Source organism: uncultured Roseobacter sp., assembly GCF_947495275.1.
Classification (GTDB): Bacteria; Pseudomonadota; Alphaproteobacteria; order Rhodobacterales; family Rhodobacteraceae; genus Roseobacter.
The window spans coordinates 95,895-120,060 of the sequence record NZ_CANLYL010000004.1 but is presented as its reverse complement, the minus strand read 5'-3'; the positions used below and the strand labels follow the sequence as shown (position 1 = coordinate 120,060).

Genomic DNA, 24,166 nt, shown 5'->3' with positions numbered 1-24,166 from the left:
TTCAGTAATCCGACACCAGCAGATGCACGGGCGCTTCATCCTCGGAAATGCTGGAAAACCGGCCGATAGGCATTTCAAAGACGTTATCGGTGCGATCATCGTTCACGGTCGAGACCTCGCCAATCAGGCAATCGCCCTTTTCCGCCCAGAAGGCATGCCACACGCCCGGCATCAGGGTCACGCTTTCGCCCGGCAGCAGACGCAGGTGAGCGCCTGCCTGAAAGGTTTTCTCGATCCCATCACAAGGCACCGTCACATCCGCCGCACGGTCGATATTGCCCTCGGCATCCGGCGCGAAAAGTTCGATGATCAGATCACCGCCACCGCGATTAATGATATCCTCGGCCTTTATGTTGTGCCGGTGCATGGGCGACAGCTGCTTGTCGCGGCTGATCATGATTTTTTCGGCATAGAGCATGCCACGTCCGGCGCCCAGATCTTCGACCGTCCCGTTGCGCGTTGTGAACAGAAAGAGCCCCATCTCTTCAAAGCGGCCCTCGCCATAATCCGTGATGTCCCATCCCAGTCCGCGTGCGCGTAAACCCGCAGCGTCAGAACCACGCATGCGCTGCGGGTCCCAATAGGCAAAGGGCGGCAGAATATGGCCAAAACTGCGAATGAAAGCATCACCCGCCTTGAGGATTTCATTGACGTCTGAGCGGTTCATTGGGCGGATCCTTCACATGGCCGATGCGCAAGCAACTGCGCTATGCCAGATGTCAGATAAAACCTCAAGATAGCGCTAACTGACTGCTGGCGGTCTGATCTGCATGGCTTTGATGACCTCGCTCAGGGCTTTGCCGATCGCGGCATGCCCGGCCGCGTCCAGATGAATGCCATCCAGCAGATCAACCTGCGCCACCTTGCTCAAGTCAACGAAGCCTACATTCAGATCACGCGCCCGTTGTTCAAGATGCGTCGCCAAATCGCGCGATTTCCCGGACGCCCCGGCGAAATCCTGTTCAAAAATACCCACTTCCCGCACGGGGACAGGTGCCGCCAGGATCACCTGCGGTGCGCCATCTGCCGGACCACTGTCGCAACGGCATATCTCCCGGGCCAGACGTCCCAAACCGGATGCAATGTCGTTGGCGGAGGCACCAAAGCGCGCCTTCAGATCGTTGGTCCCCAGCATCACAACGACCAGATCGATGGGCCGGTGGCTTTCCAGAAGGGCGTGCAGGCTACGCAAACCGTTCTTGTGGACCCCTTCAATCGGGTCATCAAAAACCGCCGTGCGACCCGGATGTCCTTCGGCGATCACCTCCCAATCCGCGCCCAGTGCGGCAGCCATAACCCAGGGCCAGCGTTCATTTTTAGGCAATCGCCGGCGGTCCCCCATGAACCGCATCGCTCTTGTCCCATGCGTGTTGCTGTCCCCGAAACACAAGACGGTACGTGCGGGCATGCGTGTTGAACCATCATCTTCGCACAGGTCGGGAACCGCTTCACTTGATGTCACCGCATATTCCTCTCTTCACTTCTTCTCGACGTTAGGTTTTCTTCGGTGTTCAGGCAAAGAGAAACCGGGCACTGTGACCGACAAGCACTTACGGAGAATGAAAATGGCATTGAAAACGCGGCATTGGGACCGAATTGACAACGGTGGCGTGACCTTCACGGAGCTTGGTTTCGGCACCGCCCCCTTGGGCAATCTCTACAAGGCCATCTCCGACGAGGACGCATGGGCAACCCTGGATGCGGCCTGGCAGGGGGGCGTGCGATATTATGATACGGCACCCCTTTACGGTTTGGGACTGTCAGAGACGCGACTGAACCCCTTCCTTCGCGGAAAACCCCGCGACGCATACGTGCTATCGAGCAAGGTCGGGCGTCTGATGCAGCCCTGCGCGCCGGAACATCGCTCGGGCGTGGGGAAATGGTTCGAGGTACCGCAGCGGCGCGAGCAATACGATTACACCTACGATGGCGTGATGCGCTCTTTCGAACACTCCTTCTCCCGGCTGGGCGTCGACCGGATCGACATCCTCTATGTTCACGATCTGTGCATTTTCAGCCATGGGTCCAAGGAAATCTCGGACATGCGCATCGAGGAATTCTTTGGCGGGCGCGGATATGATGCGATGATCTCTCTGCGGGATCAGGGGGTGATCCAGGCCATCGGCGGCGGGATCAACGAATGGGAGGTTTGCCAGACCCTCGCGGAACGTGGCGACTTTGATCTCTTCCTATTGGCAGGTCGATACACGCTTCTGGAGCAAAAAGCGCTCGACAGCTTCCTGCCGCTCTGCGAAGCGCGCGGCATCGGCATCGTGACCGGTGGGCCCTATAACTCGGGCATTCTGGCTACGGGGGCAAAACCCGGCGCTTACTACAATTACGAGCCCGCAACGCAGGATGTCATGGACCGGGTCAACGCCATTGAAGCGGTTTGCAAAGATCATGGCGTACGTATGGTAGATGCAGCGTTCCAGTTCCCCTTGCTGCACCCCGCGCATGTCGCTGTCATTCCCGGGGGGCAAGGCGTGACCGAAATGGCGGGGAACCTGAAGGCCGCAACAGCGGAAATCCCCTCTGATTTATGGTCGGATCTCAAAGCGAAAGGGTTGATGCGCGAGGATGCTCCCACTTGATCTTTAGGGACAGGCGGATACCGCAGACCCGTTAGAGACGGCGTGTCACCCAATCATGAAGCAGGCAAGGCGAGTTCTGATCAGCCATCATAGATGTAGCCAATGCCGCGCACAGTCCTAATAATGGCAGGTTTCTGCGGGTTGGCTTCAATCTTCCGGCGCAGGCGCGATATGCGAATATCAATGCTGCGATCAAATGGGTCCCAGGACCGGTCATGGGCCTGCTCAAGCAATTGATCGCGATTCAGAACACGCGATTTGTTGTCAGCAAACACCTTGAGCAGGCTAAACTCCATTGCCGTTAAAGGCACATCCTCGCCATTTTCCGAAAAGAGTTTCGCCGCCTCGATATCAAGCGTGAAGGTTCCGAATTTGGCCGTTCGCACGCCGCTTTGCCCATCGGCCTTTTGCACATCAGGCACTTGCTTGCGACGCAGCACAGCCTTGATACGTGCCTCCAGTTCGCGCAGATCCACCGGTTTTGCCAGATAGTCATCCGCGCCCATCTCGAGACCGACAATACGGTCAATCACCTCGCCCGCAGCTGTCAGCATAACAACCGCAACGTCGCTTTCCGGGCGCAGGCTACGTAGGATCGACAGCCCGTCTTCACCCGGCATATTGATGTCGAGGAGGATCAAATCGACCGCGTGATCCGCAATCTTTGCGCGCAGCACAATGCTGTCCTCTGCGAGGATAACGTCGAAACCGCGCCGTTTTAGATACTCTTCGAGCATCTCGCGCACATCCTGTTCATCGTCGCAGACCAGAATTGTGGGTCGTTGATCTGTCATTTGAGTGCTCCGGCAGATTGCAGAATACCGGCGACGAAAGATCTCAGCTCACTGGGGGACGCCGGTTTTTCAAGGTAGGGGCTTTGCGCCTCTTTCAGAAACGTTTGTGATGCCGATCCCATGGTATCTCCGGTAACAAAGCCGATGCGACCGACAAGATGCGGGAAATCTGCTTTGAGGACATCAAAAAATCCGCGCCCGTCGATTTCGGGCATGTTAAGATCACTAAGCACCAGATCGTAGGATGTCTCTTGCAGCAGCTCGATGCCGTGCTGCGCTTTGCTTGCAACATCAACTTCATATCCGGCGCGGATCAATATCTCGGCGTTGAGTTCCGCCACATCGATTTCATCATCCACAATCAACACCCGCGCAGATTTTTGCGAATGCGCACCGGATTGGGGGACAGCCGCGTCATCCGATTTCGTTTGCTGATGGGCAGGCAGTTCGATCACAAATCGTGTTCCTCCCTCAAACGTTCTGTCTATCCAGATGCGACCATTGTGGGACAGGACAATGCGGTGGCACAACGTCAATCCGATTCCGGTTCCCTCGCCCACATCCTTGGTCGTAAAGAAAGGCTCGAACACCCTTGATTGCTGCGTGTCAGGAATGCCCGGTCCATTATCCTCGACCGCAATCACAATGGCACCCTCATCGTCGCTGCGCCGTGTACTGACCGCTACGCGATCACCGGTACCGCTGGTCTGGATCGCCTGAGCGGCATTGAGAATGAGGTTCAAAATCACCTGCGTAATCTGATCGGCATCAGCAAGACATGCCGGTAATTCAGGAGAAAGATCACAGGCGATATCCAGCACGTTCCCCAGATCACCATAGCGAGCCACATCGACGGCGATCCCGATAATCTCGTTTACATCGACCTCTTCGGTTCTGGAGGGTTGTTGCCGCGCCATCGACAGAAACGTCTTTACGATCTTGGCACACCGTTCTGCCGCCCCGCCGATCTTGTCGACCTGCCGCAAAACGTCGGGATCGGTTGTGTCTTCGCGCAACATAAGCGAATGCCCTACAACCACTGAAAGCGGGTTGTTTAACTCATGGGCAACGCCTGCCAGCAATTCGCCCAAAGCAGACATTTTTTCATTTTGGTAGATCGTTTCGCGCTGCGAATTCAATTCGGATTCGATCTTCAACTCATCCGTCAGGTCGCGCGCATGTGAAACAATCGCGTCCTGACCGTTGTAGCGGATCAGGCGCGCGGAAACTGCGCACCAGAATGGCTCTCCCTGGCGATTGTAGAACTGGGCCTTGAATTCCTTGACCGTGCCGTGGGCGTATATCTGTTGCAGGTAGCGTTGGCGATCCGCCACATCGACATAATAGTCCTCAAGCGATTTCGCCTCTCCAAACAATGCGGTTGTTTCCGGGCTACAGAACATCGTCTCCCCGGTCTCCACATTGACCATGCGGATCGGTGCCGGGCATGCCGTCAGAACCTGCCGAATGAGCGCATCACGTTCCAATTGATCGGTCAGGTCCGTGAAGGCTGACACCACAAAATCCTGTCCGGTAAAGCTCACGATACGCCCAACCGAGGAGGCCTCGAATGTCGTGCCATCGTCGCGTTGGCAGGTTACATGGCTTGCGCGCCCATCGTCGTTGCCGACCACGGCATTGATGTAATCTCTGTAATCCTGCAGCGTCGGGTGATGCTCATAGGCAAATTTGGTCTCTCCAAAGAGCGCGCGCGCTTCTTGTGACCGATAGGTGATCTTGCCGTCCTCAAGATGGGACATCACCACCGCGACCGGGCTTGTGTCGAGCACAGTTGCCAGCAGGGTTTCGCGGTCATGTACCATCATTTCGGCTGCATGCTGCTCGGTCACATCCCGCCGCATGACCACGCAGCCACCATCATCCGTTGGCTGAAACCGGACGTGATAGGCCCGCCCGTCTGAATGCTCTGCTATGATGTCGCGATCAAAGTTGATCCGATGGTGCGACGCGCGGTTCAAAAACGCCTGCTTGTCATCAAACTGATCGAGGTACTCGCTTCGTTCGAGGCAGGCCGCCAGAAGATCATCCCAATGCACGCCCGGAACAACCATATCGGCAACTTTCGGAAACATGTCCACATAACGCTGATTGCAGGCGACCAGGATCATGTTGCGGTCGAAGACGGCGACGCCTTCAGTCAAGGCCTCAAGGGCGGCGCGAAGCGGTTGGGAGGCTTCGGTATCTATTGAATTGGTGGCCGTCGTCATGCTGTGAACCTAACGTCGGTTTGTTTCAGTTGGTTTTCCTGTCAGCCTTCAAATGTTTCAATTGTTTCTGCGCCTCGAGCCTCACAAGGTGAATAAGTTCTCTTAATCCGTTGTAAGACATCATTTTTTGCAAAATCTTAAATCCCGACATCTTGGAGCAAATGAAACACAAAGAGCCAAGCATAGAAATCTGATTGCAACATCGCGGCGGCAAAACGCTCCCATCGACATTAAGACACGACACCGACGCATTATCGTCTACCGGAGTAAATACTATGTTTGTTACAACCCTTTTCCCAAAGCGCGCTTCTTTTGGCAGGCGCCACGCGATCTTTATTTCTGCAATGAGGCCATTCAAGAAAGTCTGCGAATTCATGATGGATCAAGCAGATCCCGACGATGTGACGCGTCTGGACACACAGATGCTCAGAGACATCGGGCTCAATCCAGATGACGTTGTGACCATCGCAGGACCTGACGCACTCAGGGCCATCACCCAACGACCCTTTGTCTGAACAAGGCCACTCTTTGGCGGCATCCGTGTATGGTTTTGCCAGGCTTGGCAGTCGCAATCACAAATCAACCCAAGAAAGAACGATCATGACACGCATACATTCCTCGATACTGGATACCATCGGCAACACACCGGTGGTGCGCATCAACAAACTTGGCCCTGCAAACGTGGAACTCTTCGTAAAACTTGAAGCCTTCAACCCGATGGGCTCGGTCAAGGACAGGCTGGCGATTGGCGTGATCGAGGCCGCAGAACGCGACGGCACGTTGCAACCGGGTCAAACCGTTGTGGAAGCCACCAGCGGCAACACAGGCATCGGACTGGCCATGGTATGCGCTCAAAAGGGCTATCCGCTTGTGGTAACCATGGCGGAAAGCTTCAGCGTCGAACGGCGCAAGTTGATGCGGTTTCTGGGTGCTCGGGTCGTGCTGACACCAGCATCGGAAAAAGGAACAGGCATGGTGAAAAAGGCGCGAGAGCTGGCAGAGGCTCACGGTTGGTTCCAGTCCCGACAATTCGAGAACCCGGCCAATGCCGACTACCATGAGGCCACAACCGCCGAAGAAATTGCCCGCGACTTTCGTGACATCGGGCTGGACTACTGGGTCTCGGGCTTTGGCACCGGCGGGACCATCAACGGTGTTGCACGAGGCTTGAAACGGCTCAGCCCGGAGACAAAGATCGTGGTGGCTGAGCCTGACAATGCGGCTCTGCTGGCGAGCGGTGAGGTTCAACCTTTCAACGCCGACGGAACACCTGCTGCCAGTCACCCGGGGTTTCATCCGCACATGATGCAGGGTTGGACCCCTGATTTCATTTCCAAGCTTGCCAATGATGCCCTTGAGGCGGGGGATATCGACCACATTCAACCCGTCGAAGGCAACGAGGCCATTGCCATGGCCAAGGCTCTGGCACGTGAAGAAGGAATATTTTGCGGTATCAGCGGCGGTGCGACGCTTGCCGCGGCGATCGAAATAGCCAAAACGGCCCCTCATGACGCAAAGATTCTGGCAATGCTGCCCGATACCGGCGAACGCTATCTTTCCACAGCGCTCTTTGAGGACGTGCCGACGGAAATGACAGAGGATGAAAAAACCCTGGCGTTGTCTACTGCGAGTTCCCGGCTTGATGCCGGTGCCACCGTGTAAGTGAGTTTCAGATCAGGGCATTCTGCCTTGATCACAACGAAAGTTGCGGGAGCGTTAGGAATCAAGTGCCTTGCCTCAGGCACCACCAGAGGTTTGCAGGAGTAACCCTGCCGATCGGCTTCGCGCTTGTACCAAAGCCGTTTAAAATCCACCCGGATGATCCGACGACTACGAGGTGATGCGTAATTTTCGGTTTCGAATTCTGTCGAATAAATCTGGTTCGATTGCCCATAGCACCGCAATTTTCGATCCCGCCCTTTTCGGCGGGATTTCTCATTTCCGAACAATTAGATACAGCAGCCAGGTTTTTTCAAAACGAAGTTGAAACACTTGAAACATGAAGAGCGCGCAACAGACATCCGGCTGAAAAACGAGGCAATTAGAACCGGATCATTCGAAGAGACGAGAAGGATGAAGAGATGACGCTCATGTTTGCCCCAACCGCTTCCGTTCCGACACCTGTCACCGGTGCAAGAGCGACAGTTATTGCGCTGCATGGCTCTGCAAGTGCGCCATCACAGTGGCGTCACCTCGTCGCAGAGCTGGAGGCAGATTTCGAGGTCATGACGCCCGTTCTGCCCGGTTACGGTGCCGACACCCTGCCAGTCCACTCACCCCGGACGTTGGAACAGATCGCGCACGATGTCATCGACGGTCTGGGTCGGTGCCACACGCCCGTTCATCTGGTTGGGCATTCTTTCGGAGGTGCCGTTGCGTTGAAGATCGCAAGCCTCGTTCCCGAAATGGTGCTCAGCCTCACCCTGATTGAACCCGCTGCGTTCAATCTGGTCTGGAACATGTCGGGCATTTCAACGCCGAAGACCGAAGGTTTCAATCAAGCGGTCCGCGTGTCACGCAATGCGCTCCAGGGGGGTGATCCTGCGCGGGCCATGCAGGTTTTCATGGACTTCTGGAACGGGCCGGGGTTCTGGGAAAGGACCGATCCGGATCGTCGCGCGACAATGACCAAATGCGCGCCCAAGATTCACAACGACTTCGTGGCTCTGGTATCTGACCGGTTTTTGGCCGCCGAAGCGGCCCGTGTGACCTGCCCGATCTTGTGCATCTCGGGGGATCAATCGCCACCGGAAATTCATGAAGTAACCACGGCTTTGTCTGATCTCATCGCGCAGACGCAGCACGAGATTGTAGCCGGTGCGGGCCATATGGTGCCAATCACGCACCCTGAAACAGTGAACCCTCTGGTTAGTGCATTTCTTGCCAAAACCAGTTGTGAATGTCAGAAATATAAGCGCGCGGCCTGATATTGGCCGCGCAGAAACACCAAGGTGACCATTGTGGAACAATCCCTTTTCGACAAATACGGTGGTTTTTCAGCCATCAGCCGCATTGTCATGTCGCTCTATGACCGGTTGCTGGACGACGACACCGTGGGCCCGTTTTTCGACGATGTCGACATGCCCAGACTGATGGATCACCAAACCAAGTTCATTTCATCCCTGCTTGGGGGCCCTGCATCATTTTCCGACGATCACATACAGCGCGCCCATCGACATATGGTCATCAGTGACGCGCATTTTGACCAGTTGAAAGCCTTGGTCAGCGAAACACTCGCCGATTTTAATATCGAGCCCGATGATATTGGCCGCGTCTTGCAGGCTTTCGAGCAGCGCCGCCCCTTGCTGGTAAGGGTTGAAAATGTCGATTGAAGCCATCAACGAACAGCTCCTGCGCGCCATTGGCGTTGGCGTCGCCCTCGTCGATCTGGAAAAAATGACACTTGGGTTTCGTAATGACACGTTTGCAGAGTGGTTTGGGCCACAAGATAACGCGTCTCAACTGGTTGACCTGTTTCCAGCGCTCGACATCACAGCACTGCACGAAGGTCTGAAATCGACCGGTCAGCACACCACTGAAGCGTCCTTCAAGCTGCGCAGACGGACCATGACGGTCGCAATGGAATTCAATCGCACGGTTGATACTGGCGGGCCGATTGCCGTGCTGGTCTGCCAGAATATCACGCGCATCAAAGAGCTTGAATCCATGATCGACAGTTATTCGGTCATGGTCGAACGCAATACCCGCGAGATCAAACGGGAGAAAGATCAGGTTGAGAAGCTGCTGCTCGATATGATGCCGCGCTCTGCCTACGAAGAATACAAATCCTTTGGCATCGTGGCACCGCGCGTGTTCGAACCGGTTTCGGTTCTGGCTCTTGATTTCGTCGGTTTCGATCCCTTGATTGCCAAACACGAACCGGGTGTCATTGTCAGCGAATTGAATGACATCTACAGCGCCCTTGACCGGATTGGCGAGCAATTCGGCTGCCAGCGCATCCGCACCCATGGCGACAGCTATATATCGGTTTCGGGTGTACCGGACCCAGAACCGGAACATGTCACAGCGGTGGCCAATGCGGCGGTGCGTTTTCTGCGCTATCTTAAGCAACGCAATGAAAGCCATCCAATCAAATGGCAACCACGGATCGGCATTGCCACTGGCAATGTGATCGGCTCGGTAGTCGGGGTGCAACGCTATATCTATGACGTGTTCGGCCCGGCCGTGTCACGTGCTCTGGCGTTGCGGCAAGCCGCCCAACCTGCCTCCATCCTTGGTGAAGCCTCAATCTCCTCGCTTCTTGACGAGACGTTCGAGACAACGAACTGCCCAGACATCAACGGGGTGGCGACCGTCTGCGTAAGCGAGCAAAGCGCTGCCGCCCCGGCCACGGGCTGATCACCGTCAGATGACGACGCAATTGACACCTCTTTTTGCCGAGACCCTTGCAGGGCTGCATGATGGTGTCGCTCTTTTCGATGCAGAGGCATATTTGCTGACCGCCAATGCGGCTTTCCGGGCGATGAACCCAAAGCTGGGTGATCTGCTGCAGGACGGCACGCCATGGGACATACTTTTGCGAGAGGCCGAGAACAGGGGCTGTTTTCCCAAAGACGTCTGCAAACGCCTGGCCATTATCGAAGCCGACCTGCTGGGAACTCTCGATGATGGTCACCAGGTTGTCGCGCCTGCCGGGCCCGGCCTGTCGTTCGTCATCCGGTTGCAGGCGAGTTCAAACGACGGGTTCATTCTTGTTCAGACTGAGAGGGTTGAAGACAAGGGGCATGATGATACCGAGAGCGAGGTCGAGATCCTGCTCAGCAAAGTGTTGGAGGCCTGCCCTGCCTGTCTGACAATGTCGCGGATCGGTGATGGTCAGATCATCTATCGATCCCCAGCGGCAACAGCGCTTTTGGGGGCGGCCAAGAGCAGTTTCTCACATTTTGCAAAGCGCGCGGAACGTGCCGATTTCATCACGGAACTGCTGCCTGATGCGCGTGTGGACGACATGCGGGTGACCGGCATTCGCAGCGATGGGTCGGAATTTCCCGCCAGTATTTCCGCGCGTCTGATCGAATATCGCGGCGAAGATGTGATCGTGTCCAACATGGAGGACCTTACAAGTATACTGGCGGTTCAGGCGGAGCTGGCACAAAAGCGCACGCAAGTCTTCCAGGCTGAGAAAATGTCAGCTTTGGGTGAGTTGCTTGCGGGGGTGGCGCATGAATTGAACAACCCCCTGTCGATCATCGTGGGCAATACCGAGATGTTGAAAGAGGACCTTGACGGAACGCCGCATACCAAGCGTATCGACAAGATGGGGGGCGCCGCAGATCGCTGTGTAAAGATTGTGCGTTCGTTTCTGGCCATGGCGCGACAAGAGCCGCTACATCCCAAACCAACCGCGGTTGAGGTGATCATCCAGACTGCGCTGGATGCCGTCGGAACCTTGACGCTCGAAAGCCCCGTCGATATCCGCGTCGATCTGCCGGATGATCTGCCCGATCTCATGGTGGACGAATTGCAGATTTCGCAGGTGATGATCAATTTGCTGGCAAACGCGCTCCATGCCATTCGCGACAGCGGTATCGGGGACAAGATTGTCGTGACCGCGCGTGCGGATACCGCAACCGGCAACATAACCCTGATCACCGACGACAACGGACCGGGTGTAAAGGAACAAAACGTCACCCGCATCTTTGATCCGCTTTTCACCACGAAAGATGTAGGCAAAGGAACCGGCGTCGGACTGGCCTTTTGCCACCGTGTGGTTTCTGCGCACGGCGGCACAATTGAGCTGATTGCGAAGACGCAACCGGGCGCAATGTTCAACGTAACCTTGCCGCAGGCCATTCGGCGGTAGCCGGCCTGCTAAAGCCCAACCCAATCGGAAAACTGCTTCATCAGACCGAGGAATTCTGATGGATTGTGGCGCGAGCGGCTCAAGGCAGTGATACCCCAATTGCGAATTTGGGTTCATGGTTCTGATCAGCTTAGCCAGCAAAAATCAATTTCATTGGGTCTAAGGCAGCGCTCATCCGGTGCGGCTGGCCTCACTGAGAAACGCGCGTGGGCCGGGCTCAACCAAGAACCTGGCCTTTTCAAGTTTCAGGCTGATCCGGCCCCGCACCCGATGTTGGAAAGTGATGGCGCTTTCAGTTAATGCCCGGCAAGCGCCATCTGGATTTTCAATTCTCAGTCAGAGTCTTCGCCAACCGCATCAACGTGATCGCCTCGGCGCGGTACCCAAAGGGGTCATTACCTTTGGCACCATTGGCGAGATCAATCGCCTCCTGATAGCCCCAGTCACCCATATGCGAAGACCCTCTCAACAATTGGCCAAATCCGGCAATCGCGGCGGCGAAACGCCCGTCCTGATCCGGCGTGGCAAGGCTCGGCGCTACAGGCATCTCCAGAAGACGGCTTTCGGCCTCACCCGGCACCTTGTAGCGCAACTTGACGAAGGCAATCTCATCCCGATTGGGGTTTTCAACTGGCGTTTCAGCGCCGTAACGCAGCGGATCATTGAGCGTGGCAGGCGAGCCTACCGGTGTGATTTCGTAAACTGCGGTCACCTGATGACCTGCCCCGACCTCACCTGCATCCACAGCGTCATTGTTGAAGTCAGCGCGGGCCAGAATCCGGGTTTCATACCCAATCAATCGGTATTCAGAGATCATGGCTGGATTGAATTCGACCTGAACCTTGACATCATTCGCGATGGGAAACAGCGCGCCCGACAGTTGATCGTTCAAAACTTTCTGCGCTTCCGCAAGAGTATCAATGTAGGCGGCATGGCCGTTGCCGTTCTGCGCCAGCGTCTGCATGACCCGGTCATCAAGATTGCCGCGCCCAAACCCCAGCACCGACAAATAAGTCTCCGTCCTGCTTTTTTCAGCAATAAATTCCTTGAGCGCTTCAGGATCAGAGATGCCCACGTTGAAATCGCCATCCGTAGCCAGGATCACGCGATTTACCTCTCCATCCTGTGTCATTTTCTCGGCGACCGCATAGGCCTGCTGCAATCCGGCCTGACCGGCAGTACTGCCGCCTGCGGACAGATTCTGCAGCGCCGCCATGATCTTGTCCCGCTCACCCGCGGGCGTTGGTGCCAGAACTTCACCTGCTGATCCCGCATAGGTCACGATGGCAACCTCATCAAGCGGGTCCAGTGAGCGCAACATCAACCCGAAGGCCTGGATCAGCAAGGGCAGTTTATTGGCAGCCTCCATTGAGCCGGATGTATCTATCAAGAATACGAGGTTCAGCGGCGGGCGATCCTCGGTCAGCGGCATTTTCCCCTGCAATCCGATCCGCATGAGTTGCGTGCCGCTGTTCCAGGGGGTTGCAAAGACCGCAACCGATGTCGAAAAGGGCACATTTTCCCCAACCGGTGGTGCATAATCATAGGGGAAATAGTTGATCATCTCCTCAACGCGGACTGCATCAGCAGGGGGAACACGCCCATTTGTCAAAGATGATCGAATGAGGCTGTAGGATGCGGTGTCCACATCAATCGAAAAGGTCGAAACGCTGTTTTCAGAAGTTGCGACAACGCGGTTGGCAACGTCGTTTGAATAGGCTTCGGTATCTGCTTCAGGATAGGCAGCCCCCGCGCCTATGCTTTCGGTGTGCTGGGGTTGGCTCTGCTGTACGACAGGTGCCCTTTTGATACGTGCCGTGGCGGCCTCCTCCCGACTTGGAAGCGGAGTTGCCACTGGAGCGGCCTCCAGCTCCTGCGTCACAGCCAGGTCAGCGACATCACTCTCCAAGGCCCGACCCTGAAAATCCGAAACCGGAGCGGGTAATGGAGGCGCAGGGTTCCAGTTTACATTCGGCAACACCGCAAAAGCAGCGACCGATGCCACAGCCAGTGATGATGTGGCCGCCAGTGAGATTGGGTTTTTAAAACCGGTTATCATTTTCTTCAGTCCTCTCAGAAATCCCCGTGCCTGAGGTGCACGGTCCTGAGTAAGACGCGCCGGATCTTCCAATCCTTGGCTAAGATCAAATTTTTTTAGCGCCGCATCGAGGTTTTCTGCCCGCCTTTTCGCTGAAGGTTCAGGTGTGGTCTCATCCATGGCTTGCCGGAAGCGTTTAAGGTCGTCATCCATCGGTCATCTCTTTCTGTGCCATCTCGCGCAGATGCTTTTTAACTTCCGCCATACGCCAGGAAATGGTGCCTTCAGAGACACCCAGTATCTCGCCTGCCTGCGCATGTGTCAGGTCTTCGCCCACGGTCAGCGCCGCTGTATCTCTCAACGTCGGAGGCATTTCGGCCAGCGCAGCGCCCAGCCAATCCTGCGCTTCCGCCTGCTCGGATGCGGCCTGTCGCGCAGAGAGTTCGACTTCGCCCCAACCGGCCGCCGCCCGGGAGTAGGTCGCATCACGGCGCCGTCGGTCATGACAGGCGTTGACGATCACGCGGTAAAGCCACGTCGTCAACTTGGCCTGCCCCTCCCAGCCGCTGATCTTTTGCGCCAATTGGAGGCAGATTTCCTGCGTCAGATCTTCGGCATCCTGACGATGTCCGGAAAATCGAAACGCAACCCGAAATATCAGATCGTAGTGGCGATTGAGCAGCGCCGCAAAGGCCGCCCGATCACCGGCGGCAGCTTGGCGCGCCAAGTCCCCATCTGATACTTCCAATCGCATGTCTCCCTTTAGACGCGCGGGGTCAGCCATTCCTTGGGCAGAGTAGATATTTTTTTTGGTGGTTCCGCAAATTTCGACCGACCCTGCCACAACTCCTCTCAAAAAAACCCGACCAATTTACCCTGAAATTGCGGTTAAAGGGGCGAAATAATGGGCACATTCGCTACGCTATCCGGCCGCGCCACCACATATATGCGCGATGTTCACTTTTATGTTAACGTCCTCGTAACCATTGGTTGAAGCAATTCTAGAATTGGATTTTATCATGTCGATTTCGATGCCCTATGCATCCCTTCTTGAACGTCTCGGCCTGCGCTCGGCGCGGGGTTTGCTGAACTATCAACCGATTGTCGCCGCCCGGTCTGTCGTAAGGCTGTCCCGAGAGGGGGCCAGTTCGTCCGAAGCGCTATCACCTTTCATTGACGCCAAACGGGCAGCTACCGCAGCAGCCCGGCACCCATCCGATTTTCCTATTGAGGTTCTGCACGGCATATCAGATCGCGACGCCGAAACGCTCAAAGATGCAGGCATTCTGACTCTGGCTGACCTTGCGGGACTGCCAGACGCCCTAAGCGATCTGCTCGACAGCGCGTTCCCGGCAAACGGGTTTTCCGAACCTCCATCCGCACCGGCGGAGCTTTTGCCGGAAATGGCCGGAGGGGGTCACGTCAACAAACGCTTTACCAGTTGGGTCGTTGACCGCGACCTGCGAGACCTGCGGTTAAAGGTCGATATTGATTGCCTGCCATCGGATCTTGTTGTGCCTTCCGCGCGCGGGAAAATGAGCCCCGGCCCCCTGGCCAATACGCTGATCACCTCTGACAGGCTGCCCTGCCCTGTTTTGCGGCTTGGGTACATGGTGGGGTACGATCAATCCTGGCACGCGCTTGGCACCGCACTGGGAGAGGTTCTGCACACCTTAAGCATGGCGCCCGGAGAAAGCCGCAATGTCGCGGTGGTCGATTGGACCCGCCGCAGTCAGGCCGCGCGCAATGAGGCGACACAAGCGGGCGAGAAACTGCGCAACCGCGAACAGCACCACCGCGCGCTCGATGAAGTCGCCCAAGCCGTCGCTGAGGAACAGCAATTCGGCAGAACCTCGGCAATGGCGGGGTCGATGGTTACCGCTGGTTCGTTTGTGATGGCTGGTGCGGCTGTCGGCGGAATTGCCGGCGGTCTGATCGGAACCGCCGTTGAGCCCGGCGGTGGCACTGCCATCGGCGCGGCAGTTGGTGCCGGTGCCGGTGTTGCGGCAGGTAGCTTGATTTTTTCCGGGGCCACGGCCCTTGGCGTGATCGAATCCGAAAGCGCTGGAGAGCGGGACGTGATGGGCGAGACCAGCCAACGCATCCAGCAAAGCACGGCCCAGCAGGCCAGTTTCGTCCGGTCATTGCGCTCTGCGGTCGTGGTCACCGACGAGCAATCCGAAAGCCAGAACCTGACATCCTCCAATGTGACCAACTACAATCACATGCACGCGCTCAACGTGACCTATTTTGAGGTATTGCAGCGCTATCTGGTCCACACCAGCCCTTTCGAGACACGTCCCTTCCTGATGCTGCCTTTCGCGCCGATCCTTTTTGACGATGTCGCCACAGACCTCTACTGGACGTCCCTGCGGGTCAGTTTCGACGGCGATATGCTGGATTGGGGCGATGCGCTTTATCTCGCGCCCCCGCTTAAGGAACCGGTTCCCGCATCCGTTCCCGACCTGCCGAATGCCCCGGCACCCAAACTGTCGGACCTCAAAGTCAGCAATGCAAAAATCACGGTGACACTGGATTTCCCCCTCACGCTCGGGGAGCTTCTTATCAATGATCCCACGCAGCTTGCCTCTCTGTTCTCACTGGTCGAGGTCTATCTGGAAACACAGGACGGTCAGCGCAAAGGGCTCAAAGACATCAGCGATCTGGCTCAGCTGGTTGCCAACCTCGTGTTCAGCGGGCGCCGTATCGATATGACGTTCGGTATACCGGACGGAAACATCAGCGGAGACCTGCGGGGGATATTTGTTCAGCTGACGCATCGCGATTCAATGACCGATGCGGCGGGCAACATGTTCGAAAAACTGACCGGGCTGGAAACCGGTGTCACGGTGAACGGCAAGGTCAAGATCGACAATCTGATGATCAGCGGGCCCAGCTTTCTCGAAACTCACGCCAATATTTCCTTGCCGACACAAGCTCTTGCACGAAAGGACAACCTCTTTTCGGGGCAGTTTGAATTCGATCCGGTTTCCGATCTTCGCGACCAGTGGAACAGTTTTGCTGAAGCCCAGGCAGAAATCACGCAGATCGAGACTGACAATGCCACAGCCCGGCAAGCCTATGAAGATTCCGTGGCCTTGCGCGAGGAATGGCGCGCCCAGATCATAGATCATCTGAACCGGCATCGTTATGCCTTTACGCGTCAGGTATTCTCGCTGGCCGCCGGTCCCGCCATCACCCGTTTGCTGGATGCCATTGAAATCCTGTCGGACGCTGGCGATGGCGCGAAAATACCGCTGCACGAGATTGCAGACACGCGGCCCCTGGGTTTCACCGACGGTGCTATTGTGCTCTGGCTGAAACAGGACATCAGTCGCGAAAGCGATCTTTTGGCCCGCTTCAAGGATCTTGTCGCAAAATACGGCGCGGACAAGCTCGTGAGCCTCGGCACCCTGATAAAATATCACGCCATAGTGGCCAAGAAGTTCGCCGATGATCGCGGTGCATCCGGGAAGGCGGGATTGGTCTACCTGCCCTCGTCCGGTGTCTTTGCCGAGTCTATCCTGGGTCGAGCGAATGGGGCCGAATATGTCGTGCCGGATCGCTATTGGAACTGGCAGGACAGCCCCATTCCACATCATGCGCCGGAAATCAGCCCGTTGTCCCTGCAGGCCCCCTACCAAACCCCCGGCAGCCTTGATCCGAATGTTCAGGCCCCCCATTTGCAACAGTCAACCGCACCAGCATTTCAGGCGGCAACCGGGCTTCAGAACATCCTTGGTGCGGTACGCGATGGCAACATGTTCCGCGATATGTCCAAATCGGATCAGCTGGTCTCCACCATGTCCAGTCTGAATGATCTTGCGGGTGAAATGGGGAAAGCATCAGCGAAGCTCACCGGCGACGCGGCTGAACAGGCGCTGAAGGCTTCGGTGCAAATTGGGGAAGCGGCGGCAAAATTGGCGCAGCAATTGCACAGCCAGTCCATGCGTCAAGTGGCAGATCCCCCCAAGAACCCGACCGAGAAGGCCGCCTCGACCAAGGCTGTGGTCGACGCCATCAAAGAAGGCGCCAAGAACGAAGACCCGGAAGTTGGCGCCAAGACAGCTGATGCAACAGGCGACGGCGAGGGTATTCCCATCTCGGGCGACACAGGGGACAGCGGTGGCCCGACGCTGACGGAATCCGATGACAACCCCGATGGACCACCGCCCGGTGGTGGTACGGGCGGGGGCTCGGGTACGCCTCCTCCGGTTCAGCCATTCCCACCGCCTTCCGGGTCAAACCCGCCCGAAGGCGACCCGTCTGATCCTTCCGAAGACGACGAAGACACCCCGCCGGATTTCGAGCCAGGTGACATCAGCCCCCTCGGGCGCAAGGTTCTGGAAACCATCGGCAACGAGCTCGACGAGAACGGAGCCAGCTACGATCGCGAAAAAGTCATCGCTGAGCTGCGCAAATGGTTTGACCAGGCAGTCGGGTTGCGCATCGGGCAAGCCATCGAAGACCCCGGACCGAAGACCAATGATGCGGCGCGCGAGTTTGTCACATGGTACGGGACCGTGTCCCAGCTTGGACTTGAGGGCAATGATGAGCTGTCATCGCGTTACAGCCTCGCGCGCCAGCGCCTGACCAAAGCCTACGATGGCAACCTGTCTGAGCTGAACGAGAAGCTCAAAGACAGCTCCACGATCATTACCGATATGGAAATCATCTCAAAAGACTATGCCGAAGCGGTCCAGTTGGGCCTTGACCCGGAGTTTGACATTTCGGATCTCAACATCGCGCTGAAGATCGACCCCATCCCTGTCCCCCAGGATGGCATCTTCCCGCAGAACAAAATCACTGTTTCAGTCGGTGCCGCGTTGGTGCGCGCCGATGGCACGCTTGAAAGGGGCCATTCATTCGACGTTGAAATAAGGTCCTTCGAGATGGCAAACGCGACGGTGCTGAAGGGCCAGACAACCGAAAATACGCCCTTTGCCGCCGAGATCGAATTCGGATCATTTGTTGGCAAGGCAACAGCCTGGCAAACCGGCGATCTGAACAATCTTGTACTGACGGTTTCCGCGAGCCTCGCGGGTGGCGGATTGGTCACAGACACGACCGAAGTTATCGTGAAAGGCGGGCTGACGTTGCTGTCGCTGGGCGGCTGGAACACGGCAACCGATACGCCGACCTTCGAGCTTTCCCCCTCCGCTGCCAATGGGGAGGATGTGATCATGCAGTATCAATTGGCCAGAGGCCGGCACTACAAAACAGGCGCACGTGTCCATTTTGAGCTTGACGGGCCGGGGACTCTAAACCTGAGCGAAGCGATTTCCGGCCCGGACGGGATCGTGCAAGTCATTTACACGCCCCCCTCCTCGCCTTCAGGACAAGCCACGATCACGGCAAAATGGCAGGAAGATGGTATGGAAACCTTGAGCATTGATCAGATTTCCCTGATGCCCTGAGACTACAAAACCGCCTGCCCTCAGATCCGAGCGTAACCCCGTTGCGCTCGGGCAGTTGCGTGATCGTTTCGAGTGCTGATAGCAATCTGAAAACCTCTGACAATCAGATGCGAATTCGGATGCCGGGTGATGGCGCAAAACCACATTCGATGCGCCAAACTGCGGGTGAAACCGGCACGGGTGCATCCGGATTACAGAAAATCCCTTGCCGAAACCGGTTTCGGAGATCACGCTGATTCTCAAGGGAGGAATCGCGTGACGGTTCAAATCAAATCCACTGCAGGTCATACTCAACCTCTGCGCGTCACGATTTCGGACGTCTCTGAGGCGCTCGGCTTGACCAAGTCTACGGTCTCACGCGCGATGAATGACTACCCTGACATTTCCGAAGGCACGCGCTTGCGCGTGCGACGAATGGCGGAGAAAATGGGCTATCATCCGCTGAGCCATGCTCAGGCCATTCGCACCGGTTTGACCAAATCTCTGGGCCTGATCATCCAGATGACGGATCATGATGCGCACCGTCCTTTCCTTGCGGAATTTCTTGCCGGTCTGAGCCAGGGAGCGAGTGCCGAAGGCTGGACACTGACCATCGCGGCTTCCAATGAAACCAACCCGACCGAGGCGGTCTTCAACGACATGATCCGCAACCGCAAGGCGGACGGTTTCATCCTGCCGCGGACGATGGTTGTCGATCCGCGCGTGACGTTGCTGCGCAATGCGGGTGTTCCTTTTGTGCTTTTTGGGCGCAGTCCAAACCCCGCCGATTGCGCCTGGTTCGATGTTCTTGGGGAAGACGCCATGTTCGACGCTGTCACCCATCTGGCGAAACTCGGACATCGACGCATCGGATTTATAAATGGCGGAATGCAGTACACCTACGGTGCGTTGCGCCGCGACGGCTACCTCAACGGAATGCAGGCTGCGGGTCTGAAACCAGCGGTCGCCCACATGCGCGAAGGTGCCGTGACGCAATCCACCGGAGCAGCCCACGCAAGGGAAATCCTGCGCACCTCAAATCCACCGACCGCAATTGTCTGTGCGGTCGATAAGGCCGCTCTGGGCGTCTACACAGCGGCCTCAGAGTGCGGGCTTGAGGTCGGAAAAGATCTGTCGGTGATATCTTATGACGGCATTCCGGAAGGCGCACATGCGGCACCGCCGCTTTCAACCTACGCCGTCGACTTCACAGAATCCGGGCAGCGATTGAGCGCATTGCTGATACGCCGCATCAAGGGAGAAGATCCCGAAGTCCTGCGTGAAACGGTCAAGGCAACGTTTCTGGATCGGGGTTCATCCGGCCCGCCATGTCTCAATTCCATCGAACTTGCGCAAAGGGTTTCCAGCGCAAGCTGACATCCAAAGATCTGAAATACCCAAGGGAGGACACCATGAAACTGAACAGAAAAGCGGAGATCTTATCGGGGGCTGCAATGGCCCTGATCTTGTCCACGTTCGCCGCGAATGCCGAAAACCTGCGGTTCTGGACCACGGAGGAGCAGCCCGAAAGGTTGGAGCGGCAAGAACAGATGGCCGCCGATTTCGCAGCCGCATCCGGCCATACGGTGGAAGTTATTCCGGTCACCGAAAGCGACCTGGGAACGCGTGCCACAGCGGCCTTTGCCGCGGGTGACTTGCCCGATGTGATTTATCATCCATTGCAATACGCTTTGCCCTGGGCGGACGCCGGGATTCTCGACACCGATGCGGCAACCGATGTGATCGAAGATCTCGGTGAAAAAACCTTCGCTCCGGGCGCACTTGCAATGGCGGCCACCAGTGACGGATTTGCTTCCGTACCGGTAGATGGCTGGACCCAGATGCTTGTTTACCGCGCGGATAAGTTTGAAGAAAACGGCCTCGCACCGCCCACGACCTATGCCAATGTGCTGGCGGCAGTCGAAAAGCTTCATAATCCGCCAGAAATGTATGGATTTGTCGCCGCCACCAAGATTGACGAGAACTTCATGAGCCAGGTGCTTGAGCACGTGTTTTTGGCAAACGGCGTTTCTCCCGTCGGGCCCGATGGCGTGCAGCCTCTTGATGAGGCCAAAACAGTCGAGGTTCTGGAGTTCTACAAAGCAATCTCCGAAGCCTCGCCGCCCGGAGACCTCTATTGGGATCAATCCCGCACGCTGTATTTCTCGGGCAACGCGGCAATGATCATCTGGTCGCCTTTCATTCTGGACGAACTGGCTGGGCTGCGTGACAGCGCACCCCCCACGATCAACGACGATCCGCAGTCGCGTGATCTGGCCGCTGCCACCGGGATCGTGACCAACTTTGCCGGACCGTCCAATCCCGATGGCGCAGCCTGGGGCGACGTCCGTTACTTTGGCATTACCTCGGATGCGGAAACCGATGCGGCCATGGAGTTTGTCCAGTTTTCGATGAACGAAGGATACGGTCAGACGCTTTCCATTGCACCGGAAGGTAAATTTCCCGTACGGCGCGGCACCGAGGAAGATCCCTCGAAATTCAGCACCTTGTGGGCGGGACTTGATGTTGGCGTCGATCGCAAAGCCCCCTTGGGTGATCTCTACGAGCAGGCGATGATTGATGAAATCGTCGGAGGTCTGGATGTAGCGCAACGTTGGGGCGTTTCCGACGGTCAACTGGCGGTGGCTTCCAAGATCATCAACAGCCAGGTGATCAATCGCTTTGTGCGTGAATTCATCGACGGCGAACGCGATGCTGCAGCGACCGTAGCGGAACTCAACAAGGCCATCGCTGGCGTCAATTAAACCATAACGATCCTGCGGGGCGATCCCTGTCGCCCCGTCCCCTCATTCGCATCATCGGAGCATGAGAGCCATGACCGAAGCCGTCCCGCCAAAGGGCACGGGCCCGCTGGCACGTATTGAAGCACGTCTGGCATGGGGTCTGCTTGCGCCCACGATCATCGCCGTGGCCCTCGTGGTCGTCCTGCCCCTGCTGGCAATCTTCTGGATCAGTTTCAAGCCGGTGTCGCTTGCTGATCTGCGCCCACCCGAGGTTGTTTTACGCGAAGACATCCGCGGCGACGACGAAGCCGTCGGCGATCAGGCGAACATCAGGTATCGCTTGCGCAACTCCTCACAGGAACAACCCATTCTAGACGTCTCCTTCACAGACAGGGTGCCCGCGGGACTGACCGTTACGGAACTCGACCCGCGCTGCACCCTCGAAGGCCGTGATCTTTCCTGCGACCTGGGTGATTGGGAGCCAGGCTACCGCGAAAACCTGATGATCCCCGTCACGATTGAGCAGGCCTATCTCGACAACGGCGAAGGGCCAAAAGACAGCCCGGCCATACCCCAAGGCAAAGCTTCCAACGTGCTGACCAATGCAACATTCACGTTGGACAACTTCGCCCGTGTCTTCGACGGCGACGAGTTCTGGTCAGTTCTCTGGGTCACACTGTTTTATACCGTTTTCGGCACTATTGGCGCATTACTCTTTGGTCTCTTTGCCGCCTTGCTGCTGAACAAGTCCTTCAAAGGGCAAGGCATTCTCAGAGGGCTCTATCTCTTTCCCTATGTCTCGCCGATCATCGCCGTAGCCTTCGCCTGGATCCTTCTTTTTGATCCTTTCTCAGGTAGTGCCAATGCGCTCCTGATCCAGATGGGCGTCACTGAACAGGCCATCAACTTCTTTGGCGAACGCCCTCTGGCCCTGATCATGGTCACTATCTTCGAGATATGGCGCTACTTCCCGCTTTCCTTCCTGTTCATTCTCGCACGGATGCAATCCATCGACACGGATATGTACGAAGCGGCAGATATGGATGGTGCCTCCCCGTTCCAGAAATTCTGGTATCTCAGCGTGCCGCAGCTTCTGGGCATCCTGTCCGTTCTGTTCTTGCTGCGCTTCATCTGGACGTTCAACAAATTCGACGACATTTTCCTGCTGACGGGTGGGAACGCGGGTACAAGAACGCTGACCGTGAACGTCTATGAGCAGGCCTTTGCAATTTCCAACATTGGTGCGGGTGCAGCCGTGGCAGTAGTCATCTTTGGATGTCTGCTCGCCTTCAGCTTCTTTTTCTTCCGCTTCATCAGCCAAGAGGAGGGTTTGTGATGATGGACCTATTGCGCCGTGGATATATTACGGCCCCGTTACTGGGCGTCCTGTGGGTATTCGTCGTTGCCACAACGGTCGCCGTCGCAATGAGCTTCGCAACCGGCGCTGCGTTCCGCCCTTCTGGGGTAGGGGCGCTGGTTTGGGGGGTTCTACTGGGCTTTGCCTGTCTGCCCGGCCCCTTTTGGAAACCCGCGTCTGCCGCGATCCTGATTGCAGGGGTTACCCTAGCAGGCTTCGGCCCCATCGTGATTGGATCAGGTGTCTCGGTTTTCTCCGCTCTTTTGGGAGCTGTGGCGACGTCCGGATTTGCAGCCCTTGGATTGCGGATCATGCTGGACGAGGTCGAGCTAGGCCCGATCAACCGGCACATCTTCGAGGGCGCGGTCATCAGGTTCTGCACCGGTTTCGGCTATATCTTTTTCACGGCAATCGTGTTGATCCCCTTCTATGTCATGGTGCTGACCAGTCTGAAGAATCAGGCGGAACTCATTCAGAATCCGCTGGATTTTTCCATTGATTTCTCAAAGGGGACCGAACTTCTGCGCTCTTACGACGAGCTTTTCACGCAGTTCGATTTCGGCGTTTACCTGCTGAACTCCTTCCTGATTTCGGTCCTCACTGTTGCCATTACGCTGCTCTTTGCAGTGCCGGGGGCCTATGCGGTGGCGCGGCTGCGGTTCAGGGGGCGCGCCGCTTTCTCCCGCTCGATCCTGCTGATCTATATGGTCCCGATGATCGTTTTGGCACTGCCCATCTACATCGCCTTTTCGATGACCGGTCTGCGCAACTCGCTGGGGGGGATCATCATGATCTACCCGGTCACCACGATCCCGGTCGCGCTTTACATGTTGCAGGGATATTTCCGCGGCTTGCCGGCAGAGGTCGAAGAGGCCGGGCTGATGGATGGCCTGTCGCGACTGATGGTGATCTGGAAAATTACCCTGCCCCTGTCGCTGCCCGCGATGGCGTCGGTGTCGCTTTATGTTTTCATGATCGCCTGGAACGAGTTCCTGCTCGCCTTCATGTTATTGGATGATCCCTCGAAGTTCACGCTGACGCGGGGCATCGCCTCTCTCAACTCATCAGAAATCCCCCGCCAACACCTGATGGCAGGCTCCGTGATCGCCACCGTGCCGATCATGGCGCTTTTCCTCGGGCTGGAACGGTTCATGACCAAAGGCCTTACGGCCGGCAGCGTCAAAGGATAGG

Annotated in this window: 18 protein-coding genes; 12 read left to right on the top strand and 6 right to left on the bottom strand. The window is 56.7% G+C overall.

Annotation, left to right across the window (positions count from 1 at the left end; all coding sequences use genetic code 11):
- Nucleotide 1: 1 nt before the first annotated feature.
- The gene (locus Q0802_RS09615) at nucleotides 2-667 is read right to left on the bottom strand and encodes a D-lyxose/D-mannose family sugar isomerase (RefSeq protein WP_298917095.1); all 666 of its coding nucleotides are present in this window, start codon (nucleotides 665-667) and stop codon (nucleotides 2-4) included.
- Nucleotides 668-742: 75 nt separating this feature from the next.
- Nucleotides 743-1,462, bottom strand: a complete 720-nt coding sequence (locus tag Q0802_RS09610; RefSeq protein WP_298917092.1) for an SGNH/GDSL hydrolase family protein — start codon at nucleotides 1,460-1,462, stop codon at nucleotides 743-745.
- A 103-nt stretch (nucleotides 1,463-1,565) separates the two neighbouring features.
- On the opposite strand from Q0802_RS09610, the gene Q0802_RS09605 reads away from it, so the two are divergent.
- Nucleotides 1,566-2,594 (top strand): aldo/keto reductase, encoded by a 1,029-nt coding sequence (locus Q0802_RS09605; protein WP_298917089.1) that lies wholly within the window; start codon nucleotides 1,566-1,568, stop codon nucleotides 2,592-2,594.
- A gap of 80 nt (nucleotides 2,595-2,674) precedes the next feature.
- Here Q0802_RS09605 and Q0802_RS09600 read toward each other — a convergent pair whose 3' ends face one another.
- Both Q0802_RS09600 and Q0802_RS09595 read right to left on the bottom strand, forming a co-directional pair.
- Nucleotides 2,675-3,388 (bottom strand): response regulator, encoded by a 714-nt coding sequence (locus Q0802_RS09600; RefSeq protein ID WP_298917086.1) that lies wholly within the window; start codon nucleotides 3,386-3,388, stop codon nucleotides 2,675-2,677.
- On the bottom strand, nucleotides 3,385-5,616 hold the full coding sequence (locus Q0802_RS09595; protein ID WP_298917084.1) for an ATP-binding protein: 2,232 nt from the start codon (nucleotides 5,614-5,616) through the stop codon (nucleotides 3,385-3,387). Before Q0802_RS09595 ends, Q0802_RS09600 begins: the two co-directional genes overlap by 4 nt.
- Nucleotides 5,617-5,990: 374 nt before the next feature.
- On the opposite strand from Q0802_RS09595, the gene Q0802_RS09590 reads away from it, so the two are divergent.
- From Q0802_RS09590 to Q0802_RS09565, 6 genes are all read left to right on the top strand, one after another.
- Nucleotides 5,991-6,131, top strand: coding sequence for a hypothetical protein (locus tag Q0802_RS09590; protein ID WP_298917083.1), 141 nt, complete (start codon nucleotides 5,991-5,993; stop codon nucleotides 6,129-6,131).
- An 85-nt stretch (nucleotides 6,132-6,216) separates the two neighbouring features.
- Nucleotides 6,217-7,278 carry a cysteine synthase A gene (gene cysK, locus Q0802_RS09585; protein WP_298917081.1) on the top strand — a complete coding sequence of 354 codons (1,062 nt, stop codon included), beginning with the start codon at nucleotides 6,217-6,219 and terminating at the stop codon, nucleotides 7,276-7,278.
- A gap of 419 nt (nucleotides 7,279-7,697) precedes the next feature.
- Entirely contained in the window at nucleotides 7,698-8,543 is an 846-nt protein-coding gene (locus Q0802_RS09580; protein WP_298917079.1) for an alpha/beta hydrolase, read from the top strand.
- Nucleotides 8,544-8,576: 33 nt separating this feature from the next.
- A complete protein-coding gene (locus Q0802_RS09575; protein WP_298917077.1) occupies nucleotides 8,577-8,948 on the top strand; it encodes a group 1 truncated hemoglobin in 372 nt (123 codons plus the stop codon).
- The gene (locus Q0802_RS09570; protein ID WP_298917075.1) at nucleotides 8,938-9,975 is read left to right on the top strand and encodes an adenylate/guanylate cyclase domain-containing protein; all 1,038 of its coding nucleotides are present in this window, start codon (nucleotides 8,938-8,940) and stop codon (nucleotides 9,973-9,975) included. The genes Q0802_RS09575 and Q0802_RS09570 overlap by 11 nt, the downstream gene beginning before the upstream one ends.
- Before the next feature lie 10 nt (nucleotides 9,976-9,985).
- A complete protein-coding gene (locus tag Q0802_RS09565; RefSeq protein WP_298917073.1) occupies nucleotides 9,986-11,440 on the top strand; it encodes an ATP-binding protein in 1,455 nt (484 codons plus the stop codon).
- Nucleotides 11,441-11,765: 325 nt separating this feature from the next.
- Here Q0802_RS09565 and Q0802_RS09560 read toward each other — a convergent pair whose 3' ends face one another.
- Both Q0802_RS09560 and Q0802_RS09555 read right to left on the bottom strand, forming a co-directional pair.
- A complete protein-coding gene (locus Q0802_RS09560; protein WP_298917071.1) occupies nucleotides 11,766-13,691 on the bottom strand; it encodes a VWA domain-containing protein in 1,926 nt (641 codons plus the stop codon).
- The gene (locus tag Q0802_RS09555; protein ID WP_298917069.1) at nucleotides 13,684-14,226 is read right to left on the bottom strand and encodes an RNA polymerase sigma factor; all 543 of its coding nucleotides are present in this window, start codon (nucleotides 14,224-14,226) and stop codon (nucleotides 13,684-13,686) included. Before Q0802_RS09555 ends, Q0802_RS09560 begins: the two co-directional genes overlap by 8 nt.
- Before the next feature lie 271 nt (nucleotides 14,227-14,497).
- On the opposite strand from Q0802_RS09555, the gene Q0802_RS09550 reads away from it, so the two are divergent.
- The 5 genes from Q0802_RS09550 to Q0802_RS09530 all read left to right on the top strand — a co-directional run bounded on the left by Q0802_RS09550 (nucleotide 14,498) and on the right by Q0802_RS09530 (nucleotide 24,165).
- A complete protein-coding gene (locus Q0802_RS09550) occupies nucleotides 14,498-18,895 on the top strand; it encodes a hypothetical protein (protein ID WP_298917067.1) in 4,398 nt (1,465 codons plus the stop codon).
- A 255-nt stretch (nucleotides 18,896-19,150) separates the two neighbouring features.
- Nucleotides 19,151-20,251: a substrate-binding domain-containing protein gene (locus Q0802_RS09545; protein WP_298917065.1), complete on the top strand. Its 1,101-nt coding sequence runs from the start codon at nucleotides 19,151-19,153 to the stop codon at nucleotides 20,249-20,251.
- 35 nt (nucleotides 20,252-20,286) lie between these two features.
- Complete coding sequence (locus Q0802_RS09540) at nucleotides 20,287-21,639, top strand: ABC transporter substrate-binding protein (RefSeq protein WP_298917063.1); 1,353 nt, start codon at nucleotides 20,287-20,289, stop codon at nucleotides 21,637-21,639.
- A 70-nt stretch (nucleotides 21,640-21,709) separates the two neighbouring features.
- Entirely contained in the window at nucleotides 21,710-22,954 is a 1,245-nt protein-coding gene (locus tag Q0802_RS09535; RefSeq protein ID WP_298917061.1) for a sugar ABC transporter permease, read from the top strand.
- A gap of 2 nt (nucleotides 22,955-22,956) precedes the next feature.
- Nucleotides 22,957-24,165 (top strand): carbohydrate ABC transporter permease, encoded by a 1,209-nt coding sequence (locus Q0802_RS09530; protein WP_298917826.1) that lies wholly within the window; start codon nucleotides 22,957-22,959, stop codon nucleotides 24,163-24,165.
- Nucleotide 24,166: the final 1 nt, after the last annotated feature.